The sequence below is a fragment of the Shewanella sp. DNRA4 genome (assembly GCF_012843185.1).
GTDB lineage: Bacteria > Pseudomonadota > Gammaproteobacteria > Enterobacterales > Shewanellaceae > Shewanella > Shewanella xiamenensis.
Window position 1 is genome coordinate 32851 of sequence record NZ_JABAIP010000017.1, and the last position, 25280, is coordinate 58130.

Here is a 25280-nt window from a genome sequence, read left to right on the forward strand (position 1 = left end):
CTTTATCCAATGTTGCCGAAGCAAATTGGATATTAATCGTCGAAATCATCGCCCCAATCTTCATCGAAATCAGCACCAATGGCATCGGTTTCGATTTCAGGCTCAACCTCAGGTTTAGCCTTACGTACTGGGCCAGAATCCTTAACGTTGTTCAGATCAATACGAGCTTGATGCTTGCTCATAAATTGAGCGCGAGCCGCTTTCCATGCACCGCTAAACTTAGCCTCAGCAGCTTTTAATGCGGCCTCATCTAAGTCGTATAGGTTCACTTTTACTATGTCTTCTACATACTCAACAATGGCATCACGGTCGGTATTGTAGAGGTAAATTCGTCCAGGGGAAGCCTCTGGCAGCTGGTTGTCGTGGACGACAATCGCATTGCCCTTCGATGTTCTCAGCTCACCATACCAAACCTGTTTCTTTGCTGTGTTATACATATATGCCAATACCCTTAAATCAACACATACACTATGAGTTTTTTAGTCTGAATAAGCGAAGCGACGCTTGCTTTGATCCACGAATAGCGCCGGAAAGTCTCTGACGTTTTCAACTGGGTATTTTTACAGAATATTTTCGATAATCAATGCCTCAAACCATGAAATTTTCACTTATTACGCATTAATTTCGGCCAAAGTCTCTAAAAAAATTTGTCACTAACGACTTTAGTCTAAAAAAACATCACATCAAGTTTTAATTATGCACCTATAACCATTAAATTATTGAAGCGATAAGAGGTTACAGCTTGTAGCTGAGTTAATTCAAAATGTTAATACCACTTTGCCCCTATGTTCGCCCGACTGCATTAATCTATGGGCCTTAGGTGCATCGTTCAATGGGTACGTTGCAAAAATATGCGGCACGATTTGCTGGCTATCAAGTAATGGCCAAACACGTTCGTGTAATTGCCTTGCGATTTCAGCTTTGGCTTCAACCGTTTGTGGTCTTAGGGTTGAACCTGTCCAGACAATTCGCTTAGCCATCAGCTGGAGAATATTAACCTCAGCTTTAGGACTACGTTGAGTTGAGACCGACACCATACGCCCATCCAACGCAAGCGCTTGCAAATTGAGGTTAATAAAATCGCCACCCGCGATATCAAATACCACATTAACGCCTTTACCCTGCGTAAAGCTCATGACTTCTTCGACAAAATTCTGAGTGTTGTAATTGACAACAAGATGGGCACCTAATCCTGAGCAATAGTCGCGCTTTTCATCCTGCCCAGTAGTCGCAATCACTTGCGCACCAAGACGATTCGCCAGCGCAATCGCCGTACTGCCAATGCCACCTGAGCCGCCGTGGATCAATACGGTTTCGCCAGCCTTGAGTCCCGCGCGCATAAAGAGGTTGCCCCAAACGGTAAAAAAGGTTTCAGGTAACGCGGCCGCTTGCACCATCGAAAATCCCTTTGGAATAGGCAAACAATGAGCTGCATAGGTCAAGGTGTATTCGCCATAACCGCCACCAGGGACTAAAGCACAAACCTTATCCCCCAGTTGCCATTGAGTCACGCCTTCACCTATGGCGCAAATTTCACCAGCCACTTCAAGCCCTAAAATTAACGATGCTCCGGGTGGCGGCGGATAGGCTCCAGCCCTTTGCTTGAGATCCGGCCCATTCACCCCAGCCGCACTTACTCGAATAAGAACTTGTCCGGCCCCGACAACCGGTAAGGGTGAACGGGAAAGTTGCATTACCTCTGGCGCACCGGATTGTTCAATATGTATATGGGCATAATCTTTTGGTAAATCTGACATAGCTAACTCCTTGTACAACTTTGGGATTTCGGCTTATCGCTGCAAACATAGCGGCATCATACTCAGGTTAAAACATATTAACCCAAACAATGTTGGAATGAACTTTGTTGACCGTTAACGAGGTAACAAAAGGACGCCAGCAACTTGAATGAAACGATGCCACATTAAAACAATTGCCGTCTACATTACCAATCTTTATTAACCGCACGATAATTCAATAAAAAATACAATAAAAACATAACGATAAAAAATATGTGAAAAACTTGTAAATTTTTATCGATTTATATTGGATATTTTATGCAATTTATTTCATGATATTTCGGCGCTAACTGAATTAGACAAGCATTAAATTCAGTTGGACCAATGAGGTCCGAGGTTAATTGCTGTAATACATCGGATAACGCCCAAGGAAGATCTGCTTTGCAGATAAAAATAACTATGGATACACCATGAAACAGACCCTACTTTTCGCGGCTATTAGCTTAGCCATCGCTACACCCTCGCTCGCCCATAACCATTCACAACAAGACCCAAACCATTCAGTACAAGCGAAAAACACAGCAATCCCTAGTGCGCTAGCACCGTTAGCTTCGCCGTCAGCGCCACTCAATTTTGATGCCAGCCATCGGCCGTTATTACCCAGTAGCAGCTTGATAGCCTCCCCTAACGAGCCAACACACTCTGAGTATCTCGATGCACATTCTTCACAACAGCAAGCGTTGCTCGAGAACTCTCCGAGATCAAAAGCCAGCAGCTTTGCTGCCAATGCCGACTGTAGTAACTTTGTTGGAAAATCGGGCCAAGCCCTGTTAGATGAGCTAACGCAGTCCACACCACAGTGTGTCGGTAAGCTATTTAATCTCAAGGGAAGTGACGCAAGCAGCGTATTTAGTGAAGCGAATGTATCCACAGTTGCTAATGCGATTGCAGCCAAGGCGCCCCAATACACTGGCGTGGATAACCAAGGCATTGAGTCACATATTTACTTTGTGCGCGCCGCGCTTTATGTGCAGTTTTACAATCCCAGCGACGTACCCGCCTACAGCAGCGCGGTGAAAAACAATTTAAAATCAGCGCTTAATGCTCTCTTTACCAATAACGCCATTTGGACACTCTCCGATGCCAATGCCAGCGTGCTCAAAGAAGCACTGATCCTGATTGATTCGGCTGAACTGGGGGCTGATTTTAACTTTGTCACCCTCAAAGTGCTCAATGACTACAACAGCACATGGCAAGCCAGCTTTGCAATGAATGCGGCCGCAAATACCGTATTTACCACCTTATTCCGCGCCCAGTGGAATCCTGACATGCAGGCGCTGTTTGCCCGAGATCATGCCATTTTGGATGCGCTCAACCAGTTCCAACTTAACCATAGGGACTTACTCGGCACCAATGCTGAATATGTTTTAGTCAATGCTGTCAGAGAGTTATCTAGACTGTACTACATTGATACCATGCGCCCCAAAGTCACCCAATTGGTCAAAAATATCTTAAATAGCACCAGCAAAAATGATCCCAGTAAAGTACTGTGGTTTGCTGCCGCCGAGATGGCAGATTACTACGATCGCAGCAACTGCAATGCTTATCAGATCTGCGGTTTCAAGGCGCAATTAGCCGCCGATAGCTTACCGTTTAATTGGAAATGCTCCGACAGCCTCAAGATCCGCGCCCAAGATCTTTACCAAGATCAAGCCAAATGGGCATGTGGAGTATTAAGCCAGCAAGAAAGCCATTTCCACACGATACTCGAAACGGGAATGCAGGCGGTCGCCCAGGATAACAATGATGATTTAGAACTGGTGATTTTTGGCAGCTCGTCAGAATATCAATCCCTTGCCAACAGCATTTTTGGGATCAATACCAACAATGGCGGCATGTATTTAGAAGGCTCTCCCGCAGGACTTAAAAACCAAGCGCGCTTTATTGCCTATGAGGCCGAATGGCGTCGCCCAGATTTTCATGTGTGGAACTTACAGCATGAATACGTGCATTACCTCGATGGCCGCTATAACTTGTTTGGCGACTTCAGCCGCAGCGTATCCGCCAACACAATTTGGTGGATTGAAGGATTAGCAGAATATATTTCATATCGAGATGCCAACCCCGCTGCCATCTCCATGGGGGAAACGGGCGAGTATATGCTCTCAACCATCTTTAAAAACACCTATGACTCTGGCCAAGACCGCATCTACCGTTGGGGTTACCTCGCCGTACGCTTTATGTTTGAAAACCACCGCGATGATGTTCGCCAGATCCTAACCTTCCTGCGTAATAACCAATATGCTGAATATCAAGCATTTATGGATTCCATTGGCACCCGCTATGACAACGAATGGCGCGGCTGGCTCACCAGCGGTTTAAGCACCACTAACAATGGTATTGTCGATAAAGGCCCAAGTGATGAACAGGCTAATGCCAGTGGTCGCGAAGGTAACTGGGCAGGCCCTGCGGGCACCATCAGCAAAGATTACTCGCCCTGCCAAGTCAGTAACGAAGCATACCGCTATAGCGAGTCAGCCAGCCTCAGTCTTGAGGTACCTATGGAGTGTATTGACGCCAAACAAGGCCGAGCCAGCTTTAGCTTTGCCAACACTGACCGCTCGGCTCAGGATATTTGGATCAAAATTGGCGGTGGTTGGGGTGATGCCGATATTTATTACGATTCAAGGGGATGGGCAAGTGCTGAAAAAAATCAGGCCTATGGCATCGGCAACGGTAATTACCAAGTGATCAAAGTGAGCCTAAACCCCAATGAACTTTGGCACTATATCACCCTAGAAGGCGATTTTGGTGGTGTTGATATGCTGGTCAGTACCACTGAGTTAGTTGCCGATACCGATCCCGACTTAGGTGATGACGGCGATACTGGTGGTGAAGTACCCAGCAATTGCGGTGCCGCAACCATCAATTACGGCAAGCTAACCCTCGGAAAAGATGAATGCCTTAGCGGTGGCCGTAATAGCTTTTATTTCTGGGTCGATGCTGACAACAGCCAATTTAGTGTCAGCACAATCGGGGGAACAGGCGATGCCAATATTTACTTTAATGCCAATACTTGGGCAAGCGCGAGCAATGCCCAAGCCAGCAGTGTAAATCAAGGCAACAAAGAGTCCTTTAGCTTTACGGCAAACCGTGGCTGGCGATATATCACTGTTGATACCGCAAGTGAATTTAGTGGCGTGAGCTTCAACCTTAAAGCCGGTGGTGGCAGTAGCGTTCCTAATCAAATTGCCAATGCCTGTGCGACTAAATCACCCGTGAGCTATACCCAACTCACGCCGGGTGATGCCGTCTGTAGCGCCAATGGCCGTAATGACTATTACCTTTGGGTTCCCGAAGGAACAAGCCAATTAGAAGTACGCTCGGCCCACGGAACTGGAGATGTCAGCCTTTACTCGGGTCGCAGCTGGGCCAATGCCCAGCAATATGAAGCCGCCTCAACAAACGCTGGCAGCACTACGGAGCAAATCAAGGTCAATAATCCCAGTACTGGCTGGTATTACATTACGCTCCAAAGTGAAGGCCAAAGTGCAGGTGTGGCCCTTCAGGTCGATTTACGCTAATCAGCCACGCTATTGCGGTATAAGCTAAAAGCAAAAATCCCTGCTCGGCAGGGATTTTTATTATTTCAATCGGTTAGCACACTAAAACAGCTTTAGCCTTACCTCAAACTCACGCACTATGTGGTCAATTGCTTGGAAAAACAGCCATTGTTAACCGCGATTAAAAGTAGGGGGGAATCTGACACAGAATGATGAATAGTCTCAGCAGCACGATTAAGGATGGGTGTCCAGATTTGCTCTGTCACACAAACGACTGCGATAAATGGCAATTGAATGCTTTAATCGGTTGACCTCATGGGCTTCAACTAACTCACCTTTAGCGAATTTTTGCGTTAACTCATCGCCTTTAAACAACTTATGCCACTGCTCAAGTACTTCGCGGTCAGTCCAACGATTTGCCGTCTCGATGTCCATCCGCAGCACCACATGCAGATGATTGGACATCACCGTAAAGGCCGCGATATCAATAGCAAAAACAGCTTCAAGTTCAAACAATAATGACTCTACCCAAGCGCGGCGATGGTCGTAGTTTTTACCCGAGTAACTGTCATCACCACATAAAAATGCTCGCCGCACCACGCGGCTACAGCAATGGTAATAGGGTGTGTCTTCAAGGCTTATTTGAGTTCGGCGAGGACGGGGCATACAAACCTCCATGTTTAATGCTTAACCAAAGCATAGTCGGAGGTTAGCTAACGCGCTATTAAGGCTGGGTGTCCAACTTTAGCTTTTAAGGATGGGTGTCCAGATTTGCTCTTATTTAAAGCCTTGTTAGCTGCGTTCTTCAGCGTTCGATAGTGTATAAAAAATTCTTACGTACAAAAGACCATATTCACGTCTCGCTGCTTTAACTTCATTGAAATGTTCTAGCCCAGAACTGCTCCCAGACACATTAACCAAGCTTAATGCCTTTGTAATTGCAGACTCAAACTGAACGACTAATTCATAAGCTTTATGATCTTGAAGCGTCTGACAAATTGCTATGGCTTCAGCCAAGGCTATTTTCCTGCTTTCAACGGTGAAAGAAATATAGTCATCTACAACTAAGTTGTTGAAATCAAATTTTAATGCTCTAGCTTCTGCTTTCTCAGCAATTAACCCACCGTAATTGTGTAATATCACCTCAGCCTTTGCATAAACTGGACTGAGTATTTTTTGTAACTGGGTTAACGCTAAATGCTGAGTTTTAAGCCTTTCAGCATTTCGAATAGAACTTTGTTGAAGTTGCGTAATTTCAATATCTTTTTCTCTAGTGATTTCAGCTACACGTTTAGTTTGCAAGTACCCGAAAGCGGTTGTCCCTAACGCCACAGCGTATGGACCAACCGCTTTGACAATCTCAATAATATTTAAAGGTTGTTCTATACCTGCCATTTTAACTCCATAAGCAGCTAACTCTGGCGCATACGCGCGAGCTTGTGAGCGTCGTAGGGGCCGCAGGCCCCAAATGACGCAGGTTGTTATGTGCGAATTTCAAATCGAAGCTCCCCGCCAGATATTTTGATATTGCCAAAATTACCAGTAAGCTCAAAACCACCATCGACTACCTGCATTGTATCAATGTTTCCATAATCAATTGAACCGTCTGGATCAGTTGATGACATTGCAGCCGATTTGTGCTTTAAACCAGATACGGAAACTGTATTAATGAATTGAAGTATTGCTTTTCGGTAAAACGTATATTCATTAGGCTTTGGCTCAGCATAATGTTTGGACTCTGGCCAGATGCTGGCCTCCAGCTCAAAGTAAAGGCAGTTATTCTTATGGTTCCAATCTAAAACAAAAGAGTCAGTCAGATCGATACCTTTGAATACTTCCATTTGACGCCAATCCATAGTCATTCACACATAATGTCTTAGTATTTATGCGCTGCGCTGTTTGCAGGGCATAAATCGCTTGTTGGACTTGGCCGTTGCCACATCCATGTAAATTGTTATAAATGATGCTATAGGAATTTGCTTTTTTGCGGTAGCGGTTTTTATACTGTTTGATGAGTAATCACTTGATATCGTTTTGCCTTTTTTATTCTGTTACGCTCACTTTCGACTGATTATTAGTAAATCGAGCTACCCATTGTTAATACTCGGTGAGCTTTAACTCAACAGTCAACACTATTGCTCACAAGGCGAGTTAGGATGATTGGCGAGGCGACCGTCCGCATCATGGACGGGGCGGCCGAGCATCCACGGATGGACTTGCTGCGCGTCGCTGAACAAGCAACCTAACATGCCTATACTCGAATGCGATAATTTATCGACCGAAAAGAGTAAATCGAGCAAACAATTGTTAAAGAATAAAACATGGACACCAACTCTTAATTGCGCGGCAGCTTGGCACAATGTCCGTTGTCGTATTTCTAGATGTTCGCAGTAATCGCTCAGTTCTTGCAGCATACCCACCGAGCCATAAAATAACCTACCAAGCTCGGTCGCCACTGGGTAGCCAATAGTTAAGTGCGATCAATAGCTAAGTGTGATCAATAGCTAAGTGCGATACAGCACCTTAACCACATGCCAGCCAAACTTGGTTTTAACGAGATGTGGCACCAGTAGCTCACCGGAAAAAGCGACTTTATCGAACTGCGGTACCATTTGCCCACGCTTAAACTCACCGAGATCGCCGCCCTTTTTCGCCGACGGGCATGAGGAATAGCGTTTCGCTAAGGCGCCAAAATTAGCACCGTTATTCAATTGCTTAATAATATCTTCCGCCTGCTCTTTGTGTTTAACAAGGATATGCACTGCGGCTGCGGTTTTATACATCTGGTACTCTCTTTTTAAAAGACAGCGGTGCCATTTTGCTGCACCGCGGTTATCGCTTTACCTATCAAGAATAAGTATTACTAACCTAAAATCTTCTGCCACCACTGCAACGGCTCACCGCAGTTTTTAGCTGGATTATAAGTGCCTCTCAGAGCGGGTAATGCCTCAGTATTGCTGCATCCTGCTTCCTTGGCTTCACCCGTATCTCGGTCAAAATAGCCTTGGATCACACCCGATGGCGGAATCGAACGCAGCCCAATGGGTGGACGCTCCTTCAAGAAGGCTTGGTATACCGCCATCGCACCGCTGCTACCATAAAGAGTGGTTTTACCGTTATCGTCGCGACCGACCCAAATCGCAGCCACGTTACGCTCATCAAAACCGGCGAACCAAGAATCACGGCTATCGTTACTGGTACCAGTTTTACCCGCCAGTGCCACACCGGGGAAGGCATTGCCTAAGCGCGTTGCCGTACCGGAGCGCACGACTTGCTGCATGGCATATTGCACCAAAAAGTCGGTATCTGGCGTAATCGCTTGCTCTTTGGCTGAACGCGTTACGGGTAAAGGCTGATTATCACTATCGAGCACTGCGGTGACTGTGGTGAGTTTACGGTAAGCGCCGCTATCGGCGAGGGTTTGATAAACCTGCGCCACCATTAAGGGCGAGCCATTCACCGCGCCCAGTAGCATCGATGGATATTCGTTAAGCGGCTCCGACCAGCCCGACTTAGCCAAGGTGGTTGCCACGGCATCGACCCCAACGGCAATCCCAAGGTTTACCGTCGGCACGTTCATCGATTTTTTCAGCGCTGTTAACAAGGAAACTTGGCCGCTAAAGGTCTTATCAAAGTTCTGCGGTGACCAGGTTTTGCCTTGCTCATTCTTTAGGGTAATCGGCTGATCTTTAAGTGGCGATGCCAAAGTAAATTTACTATTTGGTGCCAAAGCGGTGGCGTACACAAATGGCTTGATAAGCGAGCCAATCGGTCTGCGGATCTCCACTGCGCGGTTATAACCGTCAAAGCCCGGCGTTTTATCACCCACCATAGCCGCGATACCGCCAGTGTATTTGTCGGTGACCACCATACCAATCTGCAACGACTTATTGCCCTTATCTAAGCTCTTAAAGGTTTGAGTCACAGCGATTTCGGCGGCTTCCTGCGCCATAGGATCAAGAGTGGTATAAATCTTCACCCCAGATTGTTTTAATAACGCATCGCCGTAGCGCTCATTAACCTCTTGTTTAACCAAGGCATAAAACGCAGGTAATTTTTGATGCACAGGCTTATTGGCATTACGCAAACCTAAGGGCGACTCCACAGCCACCTTATATTGCGCGGTCGTCAGCTCGCCCGACTCCATCAATAACCGCAGTACTAAATCGCGGCGCTCTAAGCTGCGCTCAGGGTAACGCCATGGGTTGTAGTAAGATGGCCCCTTAATCGCCGCCACTAAAAAGGCTTGCTGCGCCGTGGTTAACTCACCGATGGGACGACCAAAATAGAATTGCGAAGCCAGCCCCATACCATGCACGGCACGGGATTTATCTTGCCCCATATACACTTCGTTGAGATAAGCCTCGAGAATTTCTTCCTTGCTGTAACGAAAATCAATAATTACCGCCATTAAGGCTTCGCGAACCTTACGCAGCAACGAGCGCTCGCTCGACAGAAAGAAGTTTTTTGCCAACTGCTGGGTCAGTGTCGAACCGCCCTGCACGGTACGCCCCGCACTGATGTTCACAAAAGCAGCACGCAGAATCGCGAAGGGGTTTACCCCGTGATGCTCGTAAAAACTGCGGTCTTCCACCAGCAATAGCGCCTGCACAATATGTTTGGGCATATCTTCGGTAGAGACAAAGAGCCTGTCTTCACCGTCACCAGTGATCATGCGGTCAAGTAAAACGGGTTCTAAATGGAATACCGCTAACTGGCGCTTATCCTCCATTCGGGCAATAGCGCTGACGCCTTCACTATCGAAGGTGATCATCACTCGCTGTTCTGGCTGATCGCCTTCGGGATGTAAAAAGGGTCGACGCCATAATTCGATTTTTGTGCTCGATGCCGAAAACTCGCCAACCTCGCGGGGGTTCGCCACTTTGCGATAGCCAAGTAGTTTTAACTCGGCCATCAACTGTGGATGACTCACCGCAGCTCCTGGATATAAGGCCATGGAGCGGCTAAAAACTTGTGCAGGTAAATGCCATTTTTGCCCTTCAAACTTACGGGCGATAATTTGGTCGAGGTAAATACCGTAGAAGGTCACAACGGCGAGGCCGATTAAGGCGAGCTTCCAGGTGAGCGACCAAATTTGCCCAAATAGGCCACGGCTTCGCTTCGCTTTACGTTGGGCTGGCGCTTTTTTTGTCGTATGAGTTGTCATATCTACTTCATCATTTATGCGTTAACGGCATCAGTCATAGGCACAACACAAGGTTGTAAATCAAGGCAGTCTAAAGGCTATGACTGAGATAAACCTAAGGTTTTTTTCTTGGTATATTTTGTCGGTAGCGTATTGGCAGGGTCGTCCGGCCACAGGTGTTTAGGGTAACGCCCACGCATTTCTTTTTTCACTTCAACATAGGGCCCTTGCCAAAAACTGGCGAGATCCGCCGTCAGTGCCAAAGGGCGCTGCGCCGGAGACAGCAGCTCCATCGTCACCTTCAGCTTACCTTGGGCTAGTAGCGGGCTGTCAGCCATACCAAAGGTTTCCTGCAAGCGAACCCGCAGTAAGGCGCGACCCGAGGTCTCGTACACTATGGGCGCGAAAGTGCCCGTGGCTAACGGCCATGAGGTCGGCAACAGTGCATCAAGCGCCTGCTGCTGCGACCAACTCAATTGATTCATCACTAAGCTAAAGCAATCGAGTTTTTGTAATTGCGGCAGATTATTCACATTTTCAAGGTAAGGCGCCAGCCAAGTTTCAAGATCGGCCAGCAGGACGGCATCGCTCATATCCGGCCAATCAGCAGTCGGATCTAAGCTTCGCGCTAAATGCAATCGCGCTTGAAACTGCTCTAAGTTAGCGTTCCAATTAAGAATTTGTAACCCTTGCTGGCGAATATAACTCAGCAATGCCGCCACAATTTGGCCGCGATTCGGATTAGGGATAGCCTCTGATTTCAATAAAATCTGCCCGACTTTTGCTTGCCGCTCAGCAACAGCGCGACCTTTGGTTTCATCCCAACCGCATTGCTCATGAGTATCAACTAAGTCGGCCAACTCATGATCAAATAGGCTCGGTTGTAACGGGCAAGCTAAATAGACCCGCCCGGCATTTTTACCTTCAGTTTCTTGAAAATCAGCCACCACCAGCCAAGGCGTTTGCGCTAAGGCATCTTCAGCGCTGAGCACTACGCCCGTGCCATTGGCTAATTGGTAACCCTCGACACCGCGGGATTTGGCGATGCGATCGGGATAAGCCAGTGCCAACAGTAAACCGACATCCTGATGATGCGCATGGGAGGCGATGGCCACTAAATCGGCCTGAGTGAATTGCTTATCTAGCGCCAGCTTTCTCAGCCATTGTTTTGCCTGCTGCCCCGCACTGCCTTGGGTGGCAAAATGCAAGTAATTCATGATATCGGCGCCTTTGCGCGGTAATCCCCGCGCCTCTAAAATACCCGCAAGCAAGCAGGCCAAGGCCGCAAGTTCTGTAGAATGGGATTTAGCAGCTAATAACATGTGCGCGAGGCGCGGATGACAGCCCAGCTCATAGGCCGCCTTGCCGTGCTGAGTAAGTTTGTTTTGCCCATCGACCACGCCTAAGTGCTGCAGCAGTTGCCACGCCAGCGCTTCGTTCACGCTCGGCGGCGCTGTCAATAACAGCAAATCGCTGAAGGATTTTGCGCCCCAATAGGCACAGTCATGGGCCATTGAGACTAAATCGGCTTGGCTGATTTCGGGCTCATCGGCTTTGAGCAGACGTTGATGCTCTTCTTGGCCCCACAATCGAATACACACGCCCGCCGCTAAACGGCCAGCGCGGCCAGCACGTTGGGTTGCCGAAGCTTGGCTAATACGTTTAAGGCTTAAGCGCGTAACCCCCGTTTTAGGGTTAAAACTCGCTTGGCGTTTATAGCCACTATCGATAACCAGCCCAATGCCTTCAATGGTGAGACTCGACTCGGCAACGTTGGTGGAGAGCACTATTTTACGCCTGCCACTTGCGTCTGCCTTAATCGCCCAATCCTGTTCCTGCGCAGACAACTCGCCATAAAGCGGACAAATTGCCAGACGGTTGCTATCGAGGCGCTCCGCCAAATACTGCGCCACCCTGAGGATTTCCGCCTTACCGGGTAAAAACACCAGTATATCCTGCGGGCCACTATCCGTTATTGAGGCCGCACTATCCGTTATTGAGGTAGCACTATCGAGCACGGTGCGACTCAAATGATCGAGCCAATGCTGCTGTCCCGCGACAGCACGGTAGATGATTTCAACCGGAAAACTGCGCCCTTCACTCTTGAGCAGAGCTGCGTTTGGCATTAACTCACTGAGCGCAATGCCAGATAAGGTTGCCGACATGGCGAGGATTTTTAAGTCATCCCGCAGTGAGCTTTGCACTTCAAGAGCGAGGGCTAAACCAAGATCTGTGGTCAAATGCCGCTCGTGGATCTCATCGAAAATGATCATATCGATCCCGGTCAATTCAGGATCTTGCTGGATCATTCGGGTTAATATCCCTTCGGTAACAATCTCAAGCCGAGTCTCACCACTGACCTTTGACTCACCGCGCACCCTAAAACCGACCTCTTGCCCTACCGCCTGTTGCCGACAACTGGCAATAAATTGCGCCACACTGCGGGCGGCCACACGTCGAGGTTCCAGCATTAAAATCCGCCCAGAAACCTCAGCCCAATCCAAGATAGCTAAAGGCAAGGCGGTGGATTTACCCGCGCCTGTGGGTGCCTCGAGGATCACTTGGGCATGCGTTGCAAAGGCATCACGCAGAGATGGCAGTAAGGAATGAATAGGTAGATTGTTCAATGCAACAGTATCAACAGGGAAAAATGATGTGGCAGTTTAACATAGGCCTTTGGCAGTGTCCCTCCCGCAGCCTCGGCTTTGATACGTCGCAGTTTGGCATTGGCCTGCTAAAAATAGCATCGCCCCGACAGCAAGGCTCTCGGGGCGCTAATAGCACAAATAAGCCGAGTTAGAACTGATAGGTCAGCTTAGCCCAGAGATTACGCCCCGGCTCGTTGACCCTGAACATGGCCTCACTGCCAGGCAGATCATTACCCGTACCGGCCTTACTCACATGCTCTGCGTAGGTTGCATCAAACAGGTTTTCGACACCGAAGATAAAGGATAAATCCTTGCTGTATGACCAAGAAGCATTGAGTGCCAAGGTACCAAAGCCACTACTTGGGCCTAAGTCTTGGCCCACAATATTGCCTTGACCTAAGGTATAACGATCCTGCGATGCAACTAGCCGCCACTGCGCCGCCATTGTCCAAGCTTGCCATTGATAATTAACAATTAATCTTGCCTCTAACGGCGATATTTGCCCAAGTGCGACCTTGTCGGTATCGTTTTCACCTTGGGTATAACTTAAGGTAAGTTGAGTCGACCATTGATCATTAAACGCATAGTCTAGGCTTGCTTCGCCACCGAATAAGCTGGCATCAATATTACGGGCTACCGTGGTGTTGCTGGTCGAATCAATCAAAATATAGTCATTAATCTCACCGTAAAAGAGTGACACTGACGCTTCAACCGGACCTTGGTAAATCCAGCCTATATCAAATTGATTGGTCGTTTCTGCCTTAAGATCAAAGGCTTTCTGTGCGGGATTATCGGCGCTAGCCTTCATGATCTCCCAATAGTCTGGCACGCGTTGCGCCGAGCCAAATCCAGCATAGTATTGATGAGCATCGAGTTGATATTCATAACGCACATAACCGCTGTAGAGGGTATCCTCCCGCTCACCCTGCTGGGCGATTAACAATTCGCTATCCCAGCGATCAACTCTCAGTCCAGCGTGCAAACTACTGTTACCTGAACCTTGGTTATCAAAGCCATAACGGGATTCGGCAAACAGGCCATAGTTTTTATAGCGCATATCTTCCTTAAACGGCTTATTGAGTAAGTCGTCTAAACCAACATCCCCCGTTGCCATGCTGCGGCCATCATGCGCGCTAGACATATAATCCAGCCCCAATGTTAATTCGAGGCCATCGAGCGGGGTTAAATCAAACCAAAGATGACCACCGTCGGTCATTCGGCGCACATTCGAGCCAGAATTCACCCCTTCATCAAATCGGTCCATAATATGGTCGTTCTTATTGCTAAAGGCTTGTAACTCGACTGCGGCCAGCCAGGTCGACTCAAACTCATGTTGTATGAGCACCGCCGCATCACGGTTATCAATTTGGCGAGCCTTATTTAATCTGTCGGCATACTCAGCCTCACCGCTCGACTCACCGTAAGCTAACTCCACAACGGTGCGCTCAGTAGGTGTCCAACCGAGGGCAAGATTGGCGTTTTGGCGGTCATAACTGGATTGCACCTTATTGCCATTGCCGTCCTGATAATGATCACTACTCGATTGATTAATATCAAAATCAAGGTAGTAATTTTTATCCCCTGCACTCAACTCCACCATGGCATCTCGTCTATCGAAACTGCCACCCGTCGCACTGGCACGCCCTTCAAGATCTGCTTGATTAAAACGATGGCGATTTTTCTCAAACAGAATTGTGCCCGCGGTGCCGACGGGGCCATATTTCACCGTCTGCGGGCCTTTAATAACCGTTATCTGATCGTAAGTTTCGGGATAAATATAATTGGTTGGCGGATCCATACGTCCACCACAGGCACCATACACATGCTGGCCATCGTCAACGATGTTTAAGCGCGAACCACCCAAGCCACGAAACATCGGATCGCCGCCAGAGCCGCCTTTACGGGTGATATTAAATCCCGGAATCGTGCGTAAAAACCCTGAGCCATCATAGGCAGGTAATGGCAATCGATTTTGTTTGGGATCACTCACTAGGTGTACTGGCTGACGCATCACATCAGCGGTAACCAGCAGATAATCTTTACATTTTTGGCCATCACCACAGTCGGTCGCCTCTGAAGACCAGCCCAACTGAGGTAAAGTGGAGCCTAAAATACTCACTAAAATTAGCGCTAATTTGATCGGTTGATATGGCACAAATTTCCCCTACATATTGTTTTTAATGATTTTTGTGGGGGTATTGTTATGACTGGTGATATAAGTGCAATCAAAACTCGGCTTGGCGCGACAATCTGTCGCAGCCTAAGTTGCATGGGCTCACATTAAGGTAAATAGTGATAAATGAGTCACTTACAAATTAAGAATTGCAGAAGTATAAAAACTCACATGAAGGATAACCGCCGTTACAGCAGCCAAGGCTCGGCCAATCCAGAGGTTAATGTTAGCAATGGCGCGGGTTTATTAATCGCATAACCTTGAGCATAATCCACTCCTAAGCTCTTTAATTTTAAACCAATTTCTGTCGATTCAACAAACTCGGCTACCACATCAAATCCCATATCTTGTCCGAGCTGACAGATGGCTTTGATGATTGCTTGATCCGCATCATCGTCACACAGGTTGATAACAAACTGACCATCGATTTTGACGTAATCCACATTTAAACGTTTTAGATAAGCGAAACTTGAAAATCCCGCACCAAAGTCATCCAGTGCGAGCTGGCAATTTAATGGCCTAAGCACTTCAATCAATTTAGTTGCTTGATCTAATTGGCTTACGGCGGCGGTTTCGGTGATCTCAATGCAGAGTTTATCCACCAACTCAGGTTCAGTCATTAGCCGCATTTCAAGCCAATTCATAAACTCGCTATCACCCAAAGACGTCGCCGAAAGGTTGACGGATACCAGCCCCAATTGCTGCCAAATCGCTAAATGGCTGCTCCCCCACTTCAGTAGATTATCAATGACCCACAAGTCTACTTTGGCGGCCAAGTTATAACGCTCAGCGGCAGGTAGGAAAATTGCTGGCGAAACAATGTTGCCATTGGGCTGCACCATACGGAGCAGCACTTCTAAATGTAATCCTGGCTCTTCGCAATTTAGTGGTGCAATACTTTGAAAATAAAGCTCAAATTGATTTAACGCGAGGGCACTAACAATATCTACCGAGGCCATCATTTCAGTGTAAAGACGGGTCATTTTAGGATCTTTAGCACTGTATAAATGCCAGCCATTTCGCCCCTTATCTTTGGCGAGTCGACAGGCCGCATCAGCATGGCTCATCACGGTATAAATATCAGAGGCCGACCTGTCGAACTTAGCTATCCCCATACTGACGCTGACATTGTGGCAGCGGTTTTCCCAGATAAATTCGTGAGTTGCTAACTGAGTACAAATCCGCTTAGCAATATGCTGCGCCGAATCCACATTGCAGTAATGCATTAAAATACCGAACTCATCACCACCAAGCCGAGCAACAATATCGCCCTTACGCACCAGTTGTTTAAGCCGCAATGTCAACTGGCACAGTAACTTATCCCCCGCTTGATGACCGCTAACATTGTTGATTACTTGAAATTGATCGACATCGATAAAGGCAACACAGGTTGGCATATCATCTTTGCTATGCAGCAAATTATCGAGTAATGCCTCAAAGTGCAGCCGATTGGGCAATCCGGTAAGAGCATCATAGTTAGCATGAAAAGAGAGCTCATCGGCCAGCCGATACTTTTCACTCACATCTTCGGCAATCATAACCAGGGTGTCCTTATCACCGTGGATCTGACTAAAACTGAGCCTTAACCACTCTAATTGATGCAGCGATTTAAGCGGCAATTCGCACCAAGCTTGTCCTAATACGCCTTCACGCACCATATGCAAGGTATCGGAGAGCATCGCGTGCTCTTCATCGCGCACCATACTGAATAAATCGTATCCATGCTGCACTGGCAAGGTTTGCAGCGCCACTTTGTTCAGCATCGTCAGTTGATTTTGTTTATCGAGCAAAGCACAAGCCAAGGGCAATTGATTAAAGACTTCGCGATATTTGTTTTCACTCGCTAACATATCATGGGCGATACGGGTCAGCTCCATCGCCGAACCAATCATCACCGCAGCATGTTGAAACTCCTGAATAAACTCCTCGGTCCACTCACAGCATTCGGAGCAATTTACCGCCCCAAGGGCAATACGGGTTTCGCCAAATACGACGGGGGGTAACACCAGTAGACTTTTGACATCCCAATCCCGTAACAATGCCCGCTCCGCCTGAGCTTCTGGCGGTAATGTGTTCACATCGGGTAGATTCAGCAGCTTGGGGTTTCTCACAAGGGAGCGAAAAAAAGGCATACGCGCGAGCGGCCAAACGCGAGTCTGCTGGCCCTGGCTAAATTGCGGTTTTAAATACAAATTACGGGTGCGTAAATGGTCGAGGGATAAACTCCCCGTTAGCACAAACACCCCATCACAGTGCAACTGAAGTGTAATCGCCTCTAATGCTCTATCAACATTTTGCTCTAGGGTTTCTAGCGGCGTTTCGCTAAAAATCGTCACTAATGCCTGTTGGAGTGAATTTGCTAAACCATCTGACATGAAAAGGGATTTCCTTACCTACAATTCCATTTAAGGTATTATTGCTACACTTCCCAGAAACAAATTCAAGTCATCGAAAGCCGATGATGAATAATGACCACGGGCCTTTCTGTATTACCAAACAAAAGCATAGCTTATGTTTGGCATTTGAGCAGGTAGCGGAGATAAAGAGTGTTACAACGACTATTTCTTGGATTCGCCCTTAATGAGACTCAACGCATGCCACTGCTGCAATTGCAGCAATGCTTAGCAGAACAGTTAACGCCCCATGCAAAACCCGTAAGCAAAGCGAATTTTCATCTCACCCTCGCTTTTTTAGGCTTAGTCCATCAGTCTCAAAAGACGCAACTGCTCGAAGCCGTTGATAAACTGCATCGGCCACGATTTACTGTACAACTGGATAAGCTCGCCGTTTGGCCCAAGGCACAGGTATGTTGTTTAAAGGGAGATAGGGTTAGCCCTGCGTTGGCGTTACTGGCATCACAGGCGCAAGATTTAGCGCAGCAGTTGCAATTGCATCAGAGCGAACATCCATTTCGACCGCATATCAGCTTGTTTAGAAAAGCCAAGTCTTTGAGCACCTTTGATAACGAACTTCCCCTCAAAGATCTAGCGAATACACCGATAACTGAACTAACGCTCGCTCCCGAGCAGCTTCATTTGTACCTTTCTTCAAGCGGTAATCGTGGGGTGGAATATCGCATCTTACATTCTTGGCCGCTCGAACAGCCTGAATCCGCCCAATAAATAAGACGCCAGAAACAATCAGCCCGAGCATAGCCCGGGCTGATAAAGATAATAAAACACTAACGGGTTTAATCGAGCAAACGCAGTGTCTCACGGTAGGCGCGTTTTTGCTCATAGCTATGTAAACGCTGCTTAAATTCATCGGTTTTAGTCGCTTCAGCCGTCATCTTCAAAGCTGCAATCGCTTTTTGCTGCGTCGAAACGGCAGCGCCAAAATCGCCCACTTCCGCATAGGCCGCGGCCAAGTTGTCGAGATTAGTGGGGTCGTTTTCGTTGACCTTAAGGAGCTGTAGAGATAACTGAAGCGCTTTATTGCCATCACGGTATTCGGCCTCAGGGCAAGTTGCGAGAATCCAAGCCACATTGCCAAGGGCAATATCATCGCCAACACGGGAAAATTGCTCTACCGCTTTGCCGCAATTGCGCTTAATGCCATCACCACCCGAAGCGTAAATAAAGCCTAAACGAAACTGTGCCCAACGATTACCACGCTCCCCCATATCCTTATACCAACGCTCGGCTACAGCTAAGTCTCGTTTAATCAATTGGCCTTCAAAAGAGAGATCCGCCAAAGTTTGCTGCGCCTTTTCGTGTTGTTGCTCGGCGGCGAGAGTTATCCAGTGCAGTCCTGATGGCACTTCTTGCTGCACATAACGTCCAGAGAGAAACATCAGTCCCAGTAAAAATTGCGCATCGGCATCACCTTGCTCCGCCTGAACTTGAATATGCACAAATTTACTCGCCGCAATTTCATTTGCGGGCTGCGGGATAGAAAATGCGTATGCAGCAGAACTTAATCCAACGGATAAAGTCAATCCTGCACCGAAAACCCATTGTCTGTATTTCACGTGGTAACCTCTTCGAAAAACAACCGCGCCCCCAAGTTAGCCAGAATTAACCCCATAAGTCGAGTCTAAATAGGTTCAATTGACCTTAAATAAAGGGAAAAATCACCGCTGATTTTTAAATTGCTCGACTCACCATGTCAGGCCACTAAGGTTTACGATTATTTTACTCACAAAAAACCCTTAAAAGCCTTTATAAGATGTGATTAACTCTACAGAGTTAAGTGAATCCAGTGAGTTTGACACCGATTTAGTTGACTAATATCACTAAAGTAGCAAAATAAGCTCTAATTTTAGTTGGTTAATTGCATTTATTCACTCATTCTAAACTAAGATGTCCATCAAGTTTTTATGGGTGTAATTGACGTAAAATGCTTATTTAGAATATTCTTACTTTCGTTTTAATCAATCGAGGAACATCGACATGGCTCTGATTGGTAAGCCAAAACCGGACCCAACTTTGGAATGGTTTTTATCACACTGTCACATTCATAAGTATCCCGCTAAAAGCACCTTGATCCATGCTGGTGAAGACTCAGATACCCTTTATTACATCGTAAAAGGTTCTGTTGCGGTATTGATTAAAGATGAAGAAGGTAAGGAAATGATCCTATCTTATCTTAATCAAGGCGACTTTATCGGTGAGTTAGGATTGTTCGAAGAACAAGCTGAACGTACAGCCTGGGTTCGTGCAAAACAAGCATGTGAAATTGCTGAAATCTCTTACAAGAAGTTCAAGCAATTAATCCAAGTTAACCCCGAAATTCTGATGAAGCTTTCGGCTCAAATGGCATACCGCCTACAGAGCACTAGCCAGAAAGTCGGTAATTTAGCATTCCTCGATGTGGCAGGCCGTATAGCCCAAACATTGTTGCATTTAGCAAAACAACCTGATGCCATGACTCACCCAGACGGCATGCAAATTAAGATCACTCGCCAAGAAATTGGTCAGATCGTTGGTTGTTCCCGCGAAACTGTGGGTCGTATCTTAAAGATGCTTGAAGAACAAAATCTCATTCAAGCACACGGTAAAACCATTGTGGTATATGGCACCCGTTAAGTTAGACTTCAGCTTGATTTAAGCCTGTTTCATTAAAGTGGCCTAGCATAAAATCTAGGCCATTTTTTATTGGGGAGCATAAATGAAACGGCTGTTATTTATCTGTTTTTTCAGTCTGTTTACGCTGGTGCATCCAACAATAATTAACGCCGAACCGATTGAATTAGAACATTATCAAGCCAAGGCTTTAGTCAACTCTGGGCAAATTCTATCACTCAATGGCACCCTAGCCGTGGTCAATCAATTCTGCCACGGTGAACTAATTGACGCACATCTCTATCAAGAAGATCATAAATGGCGCTATGATTTGCAAATCAAAGTGCAACGCGGCCAAATAGTGAATCTGAGTATTGATGCCACCAACGGTCAACTTGAACACTCCACCGCACTACCGAGCGAATGTCGAAAACATGAAACTGCTACTCGTTGAAGATAATCCGATGTTGGTCTCCGAACTGGAGAAACAACTCAAACAGGCTGGCTACGTTACCGATATTACTGACAAAGCGGTTGAAGCCGATTACCTCGTTAAAGAAACCCAATACGACTGCGTGATCTTAGATATTGGCCTCCCCGATGGCAATGGGCTGGAATTACTCGAAGGCTGGCGTAATCAAGGCATTAGCACCCCTGTTATTATGTTAACCGCCCGCAGCCAATGGCATGAAAAGGTCGAAGGTTTCAATGCCGGTGCCGATGATTATTTAGGAAAACCCTTCCACGCACAGGAGCTATTAGCGCGTATCCAAGCGCTTATTCATCGCGCCCATGGCCGTTTAAATAATTCCAGCAAACAGTTGAGCTATGGCGGCGTCACCTTAGATGAAGCCGAACAAACCGTCAGCGTTGGCGAGCATTTATATGAATTGACCGCCATGGAATTCAGGCTGTTAAAAATCTTCCTGATGTCACCTAAGAAGCTGTTATCTAAGGCTCAACTGACGGACAAGCTCTATCAGTTTGACGACGAGAAAGAGAGTAATGTGGTTGAAGTTTACGTGACTCATCTGCGCAAAAAACTCGGTAAAACTGCGATAGAAACCCGCCGCGGTCAAGGTTATATCTTCCACGGCGTGACTGCATGATCTCGATTCGCACTAAGCTCAGTTTATGGTTAACGGGCTTATTGGTATTAGGCACAGTAGTTGGACTCGTCTTATTTGAGTCCATGCTGCGCCAAGCGTTTCACGACTCGATTATCAATCGCTTAGAAGAAGATTTAGAACACATTATGCTGGCAACCCATTTCAATAATGGGGAAATCCACATCGATCAGAGCCAACTGTCGAGCTTCTACCGCCCCGCCTATTCGGGGCGTTATTTCCAGCTAAACCTGCCCAATGAAGTGATCCGCTCTCGCTCCCTGTGGGATATGCAGCTCGATATCGAACCTTTAGCGCCAAACCAGACCCGTGTCTGGCAGGCAAAGGGACCTAAAAATAATGATATGCAGTTGTTATCTCTTGGATTAAATTCCAGCAGTGCCAATGTGACCGCTACGCTCACTGTCGCACAAGATTTGAGTATTGGTAGACGGGTATTTAGTGAAGTCTACGGCACTAAGCTTGGGGTTAACCTCGCCATGTTAGTGGCCATGATCGCGGGTATATTCCTGATCCTGCGCCAATCCTTTAAACCCGTTAAACAGATCCAACATGCACTGTCACGGCTACAAGAAGGCGAGATTAACGCCTTAGAGCTGAATAACATTCCGCCCGAAGTGCAACCGCTGGCAAAGACCTACAACGAGTTATTAGAATACACCGCCAAGCAAATTGAACGTAGCCGCAATAACTTAGGCAACTTAAGCCATGGGCTCAAAACCCCACTGGCAGTGATGCAGCAACAGGTAGAAGCCTTAGGGCTAAAAGATCCCGATACCGCCATGGCGCTGCAACAGCAACTCGACGCTATCCATAAAATGGTCGAGCGTAAGCTTGCGGCGGCGCGGATCACCGGTGATATGTTACCTGCCGCCCAGTTAGTGGTGCCGAGGGATCTCCACAGCCTCGCCAATACCCTCAACAAAGTGCACAGAAGCAAAAACATTAACTGCGACTTTGAGCTCGATCCTAGTATCCAGCGCCTGCCTATTCATAGGGAAGATGGTATGGAGCTCTTAGGGAATTTGCTCGATAACGCCTTTAAATGGGCGGGTAGCCAAGTCACGGTAAAACTGTGGAAGGCGCAAAACAAACTCTGCCTTAGCATCGATGATGATGGCCCAGGTGTTGCTGACGACGAACTCGATAAACTCACCCAAAGGGGCACGCGCCTTGATGAATCCGTCATGGGCCATGGCCTAGGGTTATCGATAGTGAAGGAAATTGCCGAGCAATATGGCATTGAACTTAAGTTTAAACACAGCAGCCACTTATCTGGCCTCAGTATTGAACTAGTCTTTGGCTAACGAGTGCTTAGCTAAGAGTGCTTAGCGAACATGTGTTGAGCTAACTATTGTTGTTCTAGCTACTTGCTCTAAGTGCCACCCATAAAAAACGCCATCAATTGATGGCGTTTTTGTTTGAGATTAAGTCAGCAACAACCTAATTCATTAGGCTTTTTTCGCGTTGGTGCTCTCAAAAATCTTATCGGCTGATGCGGCCACAAAGCCGGTATACAGCTCACCATTCGCCTTTGGATAACGCAGGGCGAATTCATAGAAGCAGCTTGGGATCTCAACCGTTGTATCGCTAAATACCACAGCGATTTTATCGGCCATAGTCGATGATTGCTCCAGTAACACCTCTGGTGAACCTTTGATTTCGCCACCTGAGCTATTGAGCACAAAACCCGCTTGCTTGAGTGCATTATTTACCGACTCTAAGGTATCAAAACCCTCGAGGTGGTTGATAGAGACAGTAAAGTGATTGGCGCGGTAACCAAAGGCCGCCACCCAAGCCGCATATTCGCTCTCTTCGAGCAGCGTCTCATAGGTCTTAGCATCCAGTGACCAATGGCGACCCGAATAGATAAAGTTATCCGCTTTCGTCGCTTGCTCATCCACTTGGGCAATCAAACCTTGAATGGTGCTTTGCAGTGATGGGCTAAACTCTTCCACCAATAGCTCAGAAATAAACACCTTAGGTTGAGTCGCATCTGGGTGCTCAAAATGCTTTGCCACCAGTTTTTTCTGTTCAAACTTATAGTCACCGCAGGCCACATAACCTAAAGAAGTAAAGTGCTCTGCTAATACGGCTAAATTCACCTTAGCGATATTAAAAGTACGCAGAGCGATATGGTCGTTGATAATCGGCTTGCCGTGTCCAAGTAGCTCGTGCACCTTGGCCGCAGATGGGGTCATTTGAATATAGTCTTGCCAGAGGGCGGCAAATAACGCATTGATATCTGTGTGCATAAAAACTCCTTTTATTGTGCTGCGACTATAGTGCGTATTGTTTTGCCGCTCGCACTCAATGTAACGACCCTAGCTACTTGCTGCACAACGGCGCTCAGTAGCAGCCCAAGTAACGTTACTGCTTGTAATGAAAAAGGAAGAACCTAGGTTCTTCCTCAATGATGTCACTCTAAACTTAACCCTGGACTTAAACTTGCAGGTAGGCTCACCGCATCGGCCTCAACGGAGGCAACGGGATAAGCACAGTAGTCTGCGGCATAAAATGCACTCGCCCTGTGGTTACCCGAAGCGCCTACGCCACCAAAGGGCGCAGCACCCGAAGCACCAGTGATCTGCTTGTTCCAGTTCACAATCCCCGCACGAATGCGAGCAAGGAAATACTCATAATCATCACGGCTATCGGCCAAGATACCTGCGGATAAGCCATAACGGGTTTGGTTAGCCAGCTTAATCGCTTGGTCAAAATCACTGTAGCGCACTAATTGCAGCAATGGTCCAAAGTATTCCTCATCGGGTAACTCGCTCACCGCTGTGACATCGATAAGCCCGGGTGAGACTAAGCCCGTTCCCGCCTGCAAATGAGTGAGTTCAACCAGCGACACGCCGCCTAAGCTCTGCAAGTTAGCCTGCGCCGCAACCATACCTTTCGCTGCCGCTTCGGAAATCATTGAACCCATAAATGGTTGTGGCTGCGCGTTCCAAGGGCCGACTTTAATCTGTTTCACCGCTTCAACCAGCTTGGCTACTAAGGCATCGCCCTGCTCGCCTTGCTCAACATAGAGCCTGCGGGCACAGGTACAACGCTGGCCTGATGAAATATAGGCCGATTGCAGAATATCGTGCACCGCCGCTTTAATATCGGCGACGCCTTTAATAATCAGCGGGTTATTACCGCCCATTTCTAAGGCGAGGATCTTACCCGGATGACCCGCATATTGCTGGTGCAACAGGTGACCGGTGCGAGAACTGCCGGTAAAGAACAGCCCGTCGAGTTGTGGGTGCGACGCCAGCGCCTTACCCGTATCGACTTCACCTTGGACTAAGTTGATTACACCCGCGGGCAGACCCGCCTTTTCCCAGAGAGAGACCATTAACTCGGCCACTTTAGGCGTCAATTCAGAAGGCTTAAACACCACGGTATTGCCCGCAAGCAACGCTGGCACTATATGACCATTGGGTAAATGCCCTGGGAAGTTATAGGGCCCAAACACAGCAACCACACCGTGGGGCTTATGGCGTAGCACGGCACGCCCTGCTGGCGTGTCATTGGCTTCAGTGCCAGTACGCTTGTTATAAGCCGTTGCCGACAGACCAATCTTACCAATCATGGCAGCAACTTCTGTCGCCGTTTCCCACTGGGGTTTACCGGTTTCTTGAGCGATCGTTTCGGCTAATTCGGCTTTGTTCGCTTCGAGTTGGCTACGATAAGCTTCAACTATCTTTAGACGCGCATCAAAACCTAACATAAACCAATCGAACTGAGCTTCACGGGCGGCATCGACGGCAGCGTTGACTTGATCGGCTGTCGCCGTTTGGCCGCGCCAAATAATTTCGCCATTTGCTGGGTTGCTAGAGGTCACATCATGACCCTTGCCAGCGTGCCACTGGCCTTTAATAAAATGTGTCATT

At 47.5% G+C, this 25280-nt stretch carries 18 protein-coding genes and 2 pseudogenes; 6 read left to right on the forward strand and 14 right to left on the reverse strand.

Features of this window, described 5'->3' with window-relative positions:
* Nucleotides 1-32: 32 nt before the first annotated feature.
* Together HG547_RS17670 and HG547_RS17675 are read right to left on the reverse strand one after the other, a co-directional pair.
* Nucleotides 33-437, reverse strand: a complete 405-nt coding sequence (locus HG547_RS17670; protein ID WP_037414254.1) for a hypothetical protein — start codon at nucleotides 435-437, stop codon at nucleotides 33-35.
* A gap of 321 nt (nucleotides 438-758) precedes the next feature.
* Nucleotides 759-1757, reverse strand: coding sequence for an NAD(P)H-quinone oxidoreductase (locus HG547_RS17675; protein WP_169548596.1), 999 nt, complete (start codon nucleotides 1755-1757; stop codon nucleotides 759-761).
* 449 nt (nucleotides 1758-2206) lie between these two features.
* On the opposite strand from HG547_RS17675, the gene HG547_RS17680 reads away from it, so the two are divergent.
* Nucleotides 2207-5320: a M9 family metallopeptidase gene (locus HG547_RS17680; RefSeq protein ID WP_169548598.1), complete on the forward strand. Its 3114-nt coding sequence runs from the start codon at nucleotides 2207-2209 to the stop codon at nucleotides 5318-5320.
* 240 nt (nucleotides 5321-5560) lie between these two features.
* Here the strand turns inward: HG547_RS17680 and HG547_RS17685 are convergent.
* From HG547_RS17685 to HG547_RS17730, 9 genes and pseudogenes are all read right to left on the reverse strand, one after another.
* Nucleotides 5561-5965 (reverse strand): annotated as a pseudogene (locus HG547_RS17685) (transposase); the annotation flags it as partial.
* Between the two features lie 126 nt (nucleotides 5966-6091).
* The gene (locus HG547_RS17690; RefSeq protein ID WP_169548600.1) at nucleotides 6092-6694 is read right to left on the reverse strand and encodes a hypothetical protein; all 603 of its coding nucleotides are present in this window, start codon (nucleotides 6692-6694) and stop codon (nucleotides 6092-6094) included.
* A gap of 86 nt (nucleotides 6695-6780) precedes the next feature.
* Entirely contained in the window at nucleotides 6781-7155 is a 375-nt protein-coding gene (locus HG547_RS17695) for a hypothetical protein (RefSeq protein ID WP_169548602.1), read from the reverse strand.
* A gap of 507 nt (nucleotides 7156-7662) precedes the next feature.
* Nucleotides 7663-7749: pseudogene (locus HG547_RS20770) on the reverse strand (transposase); the annotation flags it as partial.
* Between the two features lie 54 nt (nucleotides 7750-7803).
* Nucleotides 7804-8082, reverse strand: a complete 279-nt coding sequence (locus tag HG547_RS17710) for a peptidylprolyl isomerase (RefSeq protein ID WP_140907380.1) — start codon at nucleotides 8080-8082, stop codon at nucleotides 7804-7806.
* Between the two features lie 80 nt (nucleotides 8083-8162).
* Complete coding sequence (mrcB, locus tag HG547_RS17715; RefSeq protein ID WP_169548603.1) at nucleotides 8163-10466, reverse strand: penicillin-binding protein 1B; 2304 nt, start codon at nucleotides 10464-10466, stop codon at nucleotides 8163-8165.
* 77 nt (nucleotides 10467-10543) lie between these two features.
* A complete protein-coding gene (gene hrpB, locus HG547_RS17720; protein ID WP_140907382.1) occupies nucleotides 10544-13072 on the reverse strand; it encodes an ATP-dependent helicase HrpB in 2529 nt (842 codons plus the stop codon).
* Between the two features lie 169 nt (nucleotides 13073-13241).
* Nucleotides 13242-15248, reverse strand: coding sequence for a TonB-dependent copper receptor (locus tag HG547_RS17725; protein WP_169548604.1), 2007 nt, complete (start codon nucleotides 15246-15248; stop codon nucleotides 13242-13244).
* Between the two features lie 206 nt (nucleotides 15249-15454).
* Entirely contained in the window at nucleotides 15455-17641 is a 2187-nt protein-coding gene (locus tag HG547_RS17730; RefSeq protein ID WP_055648512.1) for an EAL domain-containing protein, read from the reverse strand.
* A gap of 171 nt (nucleotides 17642-17812) precedes the next feature.
* On the opposite strand from HG547_RS17730, the gene thpR reads away from it, so the two are divergent.
* A complete protein-coding gene (gene thpR, locus HG547_RS17735; protein WP_169548605.1) occupies nucleotides 17813-18388 on the forward strand; it encodes an RNA 2',3'-cyclic phosphodiesterase in 576 nt (191 codons plus the stop codon).
* A 68-nt stretch (nucleotides 18389-18456) separates the two neighbouring features.
* Here the strand turns inward: thpR and HG547_RS17740 are convergent, their stop codons facing one another.
* Nucleotides 18457-19236 carry a tetratricopeptide repeat protein gene (locus HG547_RS17740; protein WP_169548606.1) on the reverse strand — a complete coding sequence of 260 codons (780 nt, stop codon included), beginning with the start codon at nucleotides 19234-19236 and terminating at the stop codon, nucleotides 18457-18459.
* Nucleotides 19237-19657: 421 nt separating this feature from the next.
* On the opposite strand from HG547_RS17740, the gene crp reads away from it, so the two are divergent.
* The 4 genes from crp (at nucleotide 19658) to HG547_RS17760 (ending at nucleotide 22703) form a co-directional block, all read left to right on the forward strand.
* Nucleotides 19658-20293 (forward strand): cAMP-activated global transcriptional regulator CRP, encoded by a 636-nt coding sequence (crp, locus tag HG547_RS17745; RefSeq protein ID WP_011070954.1) that lies wholly within the window; start codon nucleotides 19658-19660, stop codon nucleotides 20291-20293.
* A gap of 82 nt (nucleotides 20294-20375) precedes the next feature.
* Nucleotides 20376-20723: a hypothetical protein gene (locus HG547_RS17750; protein ID WP_169548607.1), complete on the forward strand. Its 348-nt coding sequence runs from the start codon at nucleotides 20376-20378 to the stop codon at nucleotides 20721-20723.
* Nucleotides 20704-21378 (forward strand): response regulator transcription factor, encoded by a 675-nt coding sequence (locus HG547_RS17755; protein WP_037414152.1) that lies wholly within the window; start codon nucleotides 20704-20706, stop codon nucleotides 21376-21378. Before HG547_RS17750 ends, HG547_RS17755 begins: the two co-directional genes overlap by 20 nt.
* Nucleotides 21375-22703 carry an ATP-binding protein gene (locus tag HG547_RS17760; RefSeq protein WP_037427010.1) on the forward strand — a complete coding sequence of 443 codons (1329 nt, stop codon included), beginning with the start codon at nucleotides 21375-21377 and terminating at the stop codon, nucleotides 22701-22703. Before HG547_RS17755 ends, HG547_RS17760 begins: the two co-directional genes overlap by 4 nt.
* A gap of 144 nt (nucleotides 22704-22847) precedes the next feature.
* On the opposite strand, the gene HG547_RS17765 is transcribed toward HG547_RS17760, so the two are convergent.
* Together HG547_RS17765 and astD are read right to left on the reverse strand one after the other, a co-directional pair.
* Entirely contained in the window at nucleotides 22848-23651 is an 804-nt protein-coding gene (locus HG547_RS17765; protein WP_169548608.1) for a DUF1338 domain-containing protein, read from the reverse strand.
* A gap of 164 nt (nucleotides 23652-23815) precedes the next feature.
* Nucleotides 23816-25279: a succinylglutamate-semialdehyde dehydrogenase gene (astD, locus tag HG547_RS17770; RefSeq protein WP_144346501.1), complete on the reverse strand. Its 1464-nt coding sequence runs from the start codon at nucleotides 25277-25279 to the stop codon at nucleotides 23816-23818.
* Between the last annotated feature and the right edge of the window lies 1 nt (nucleotide 25280).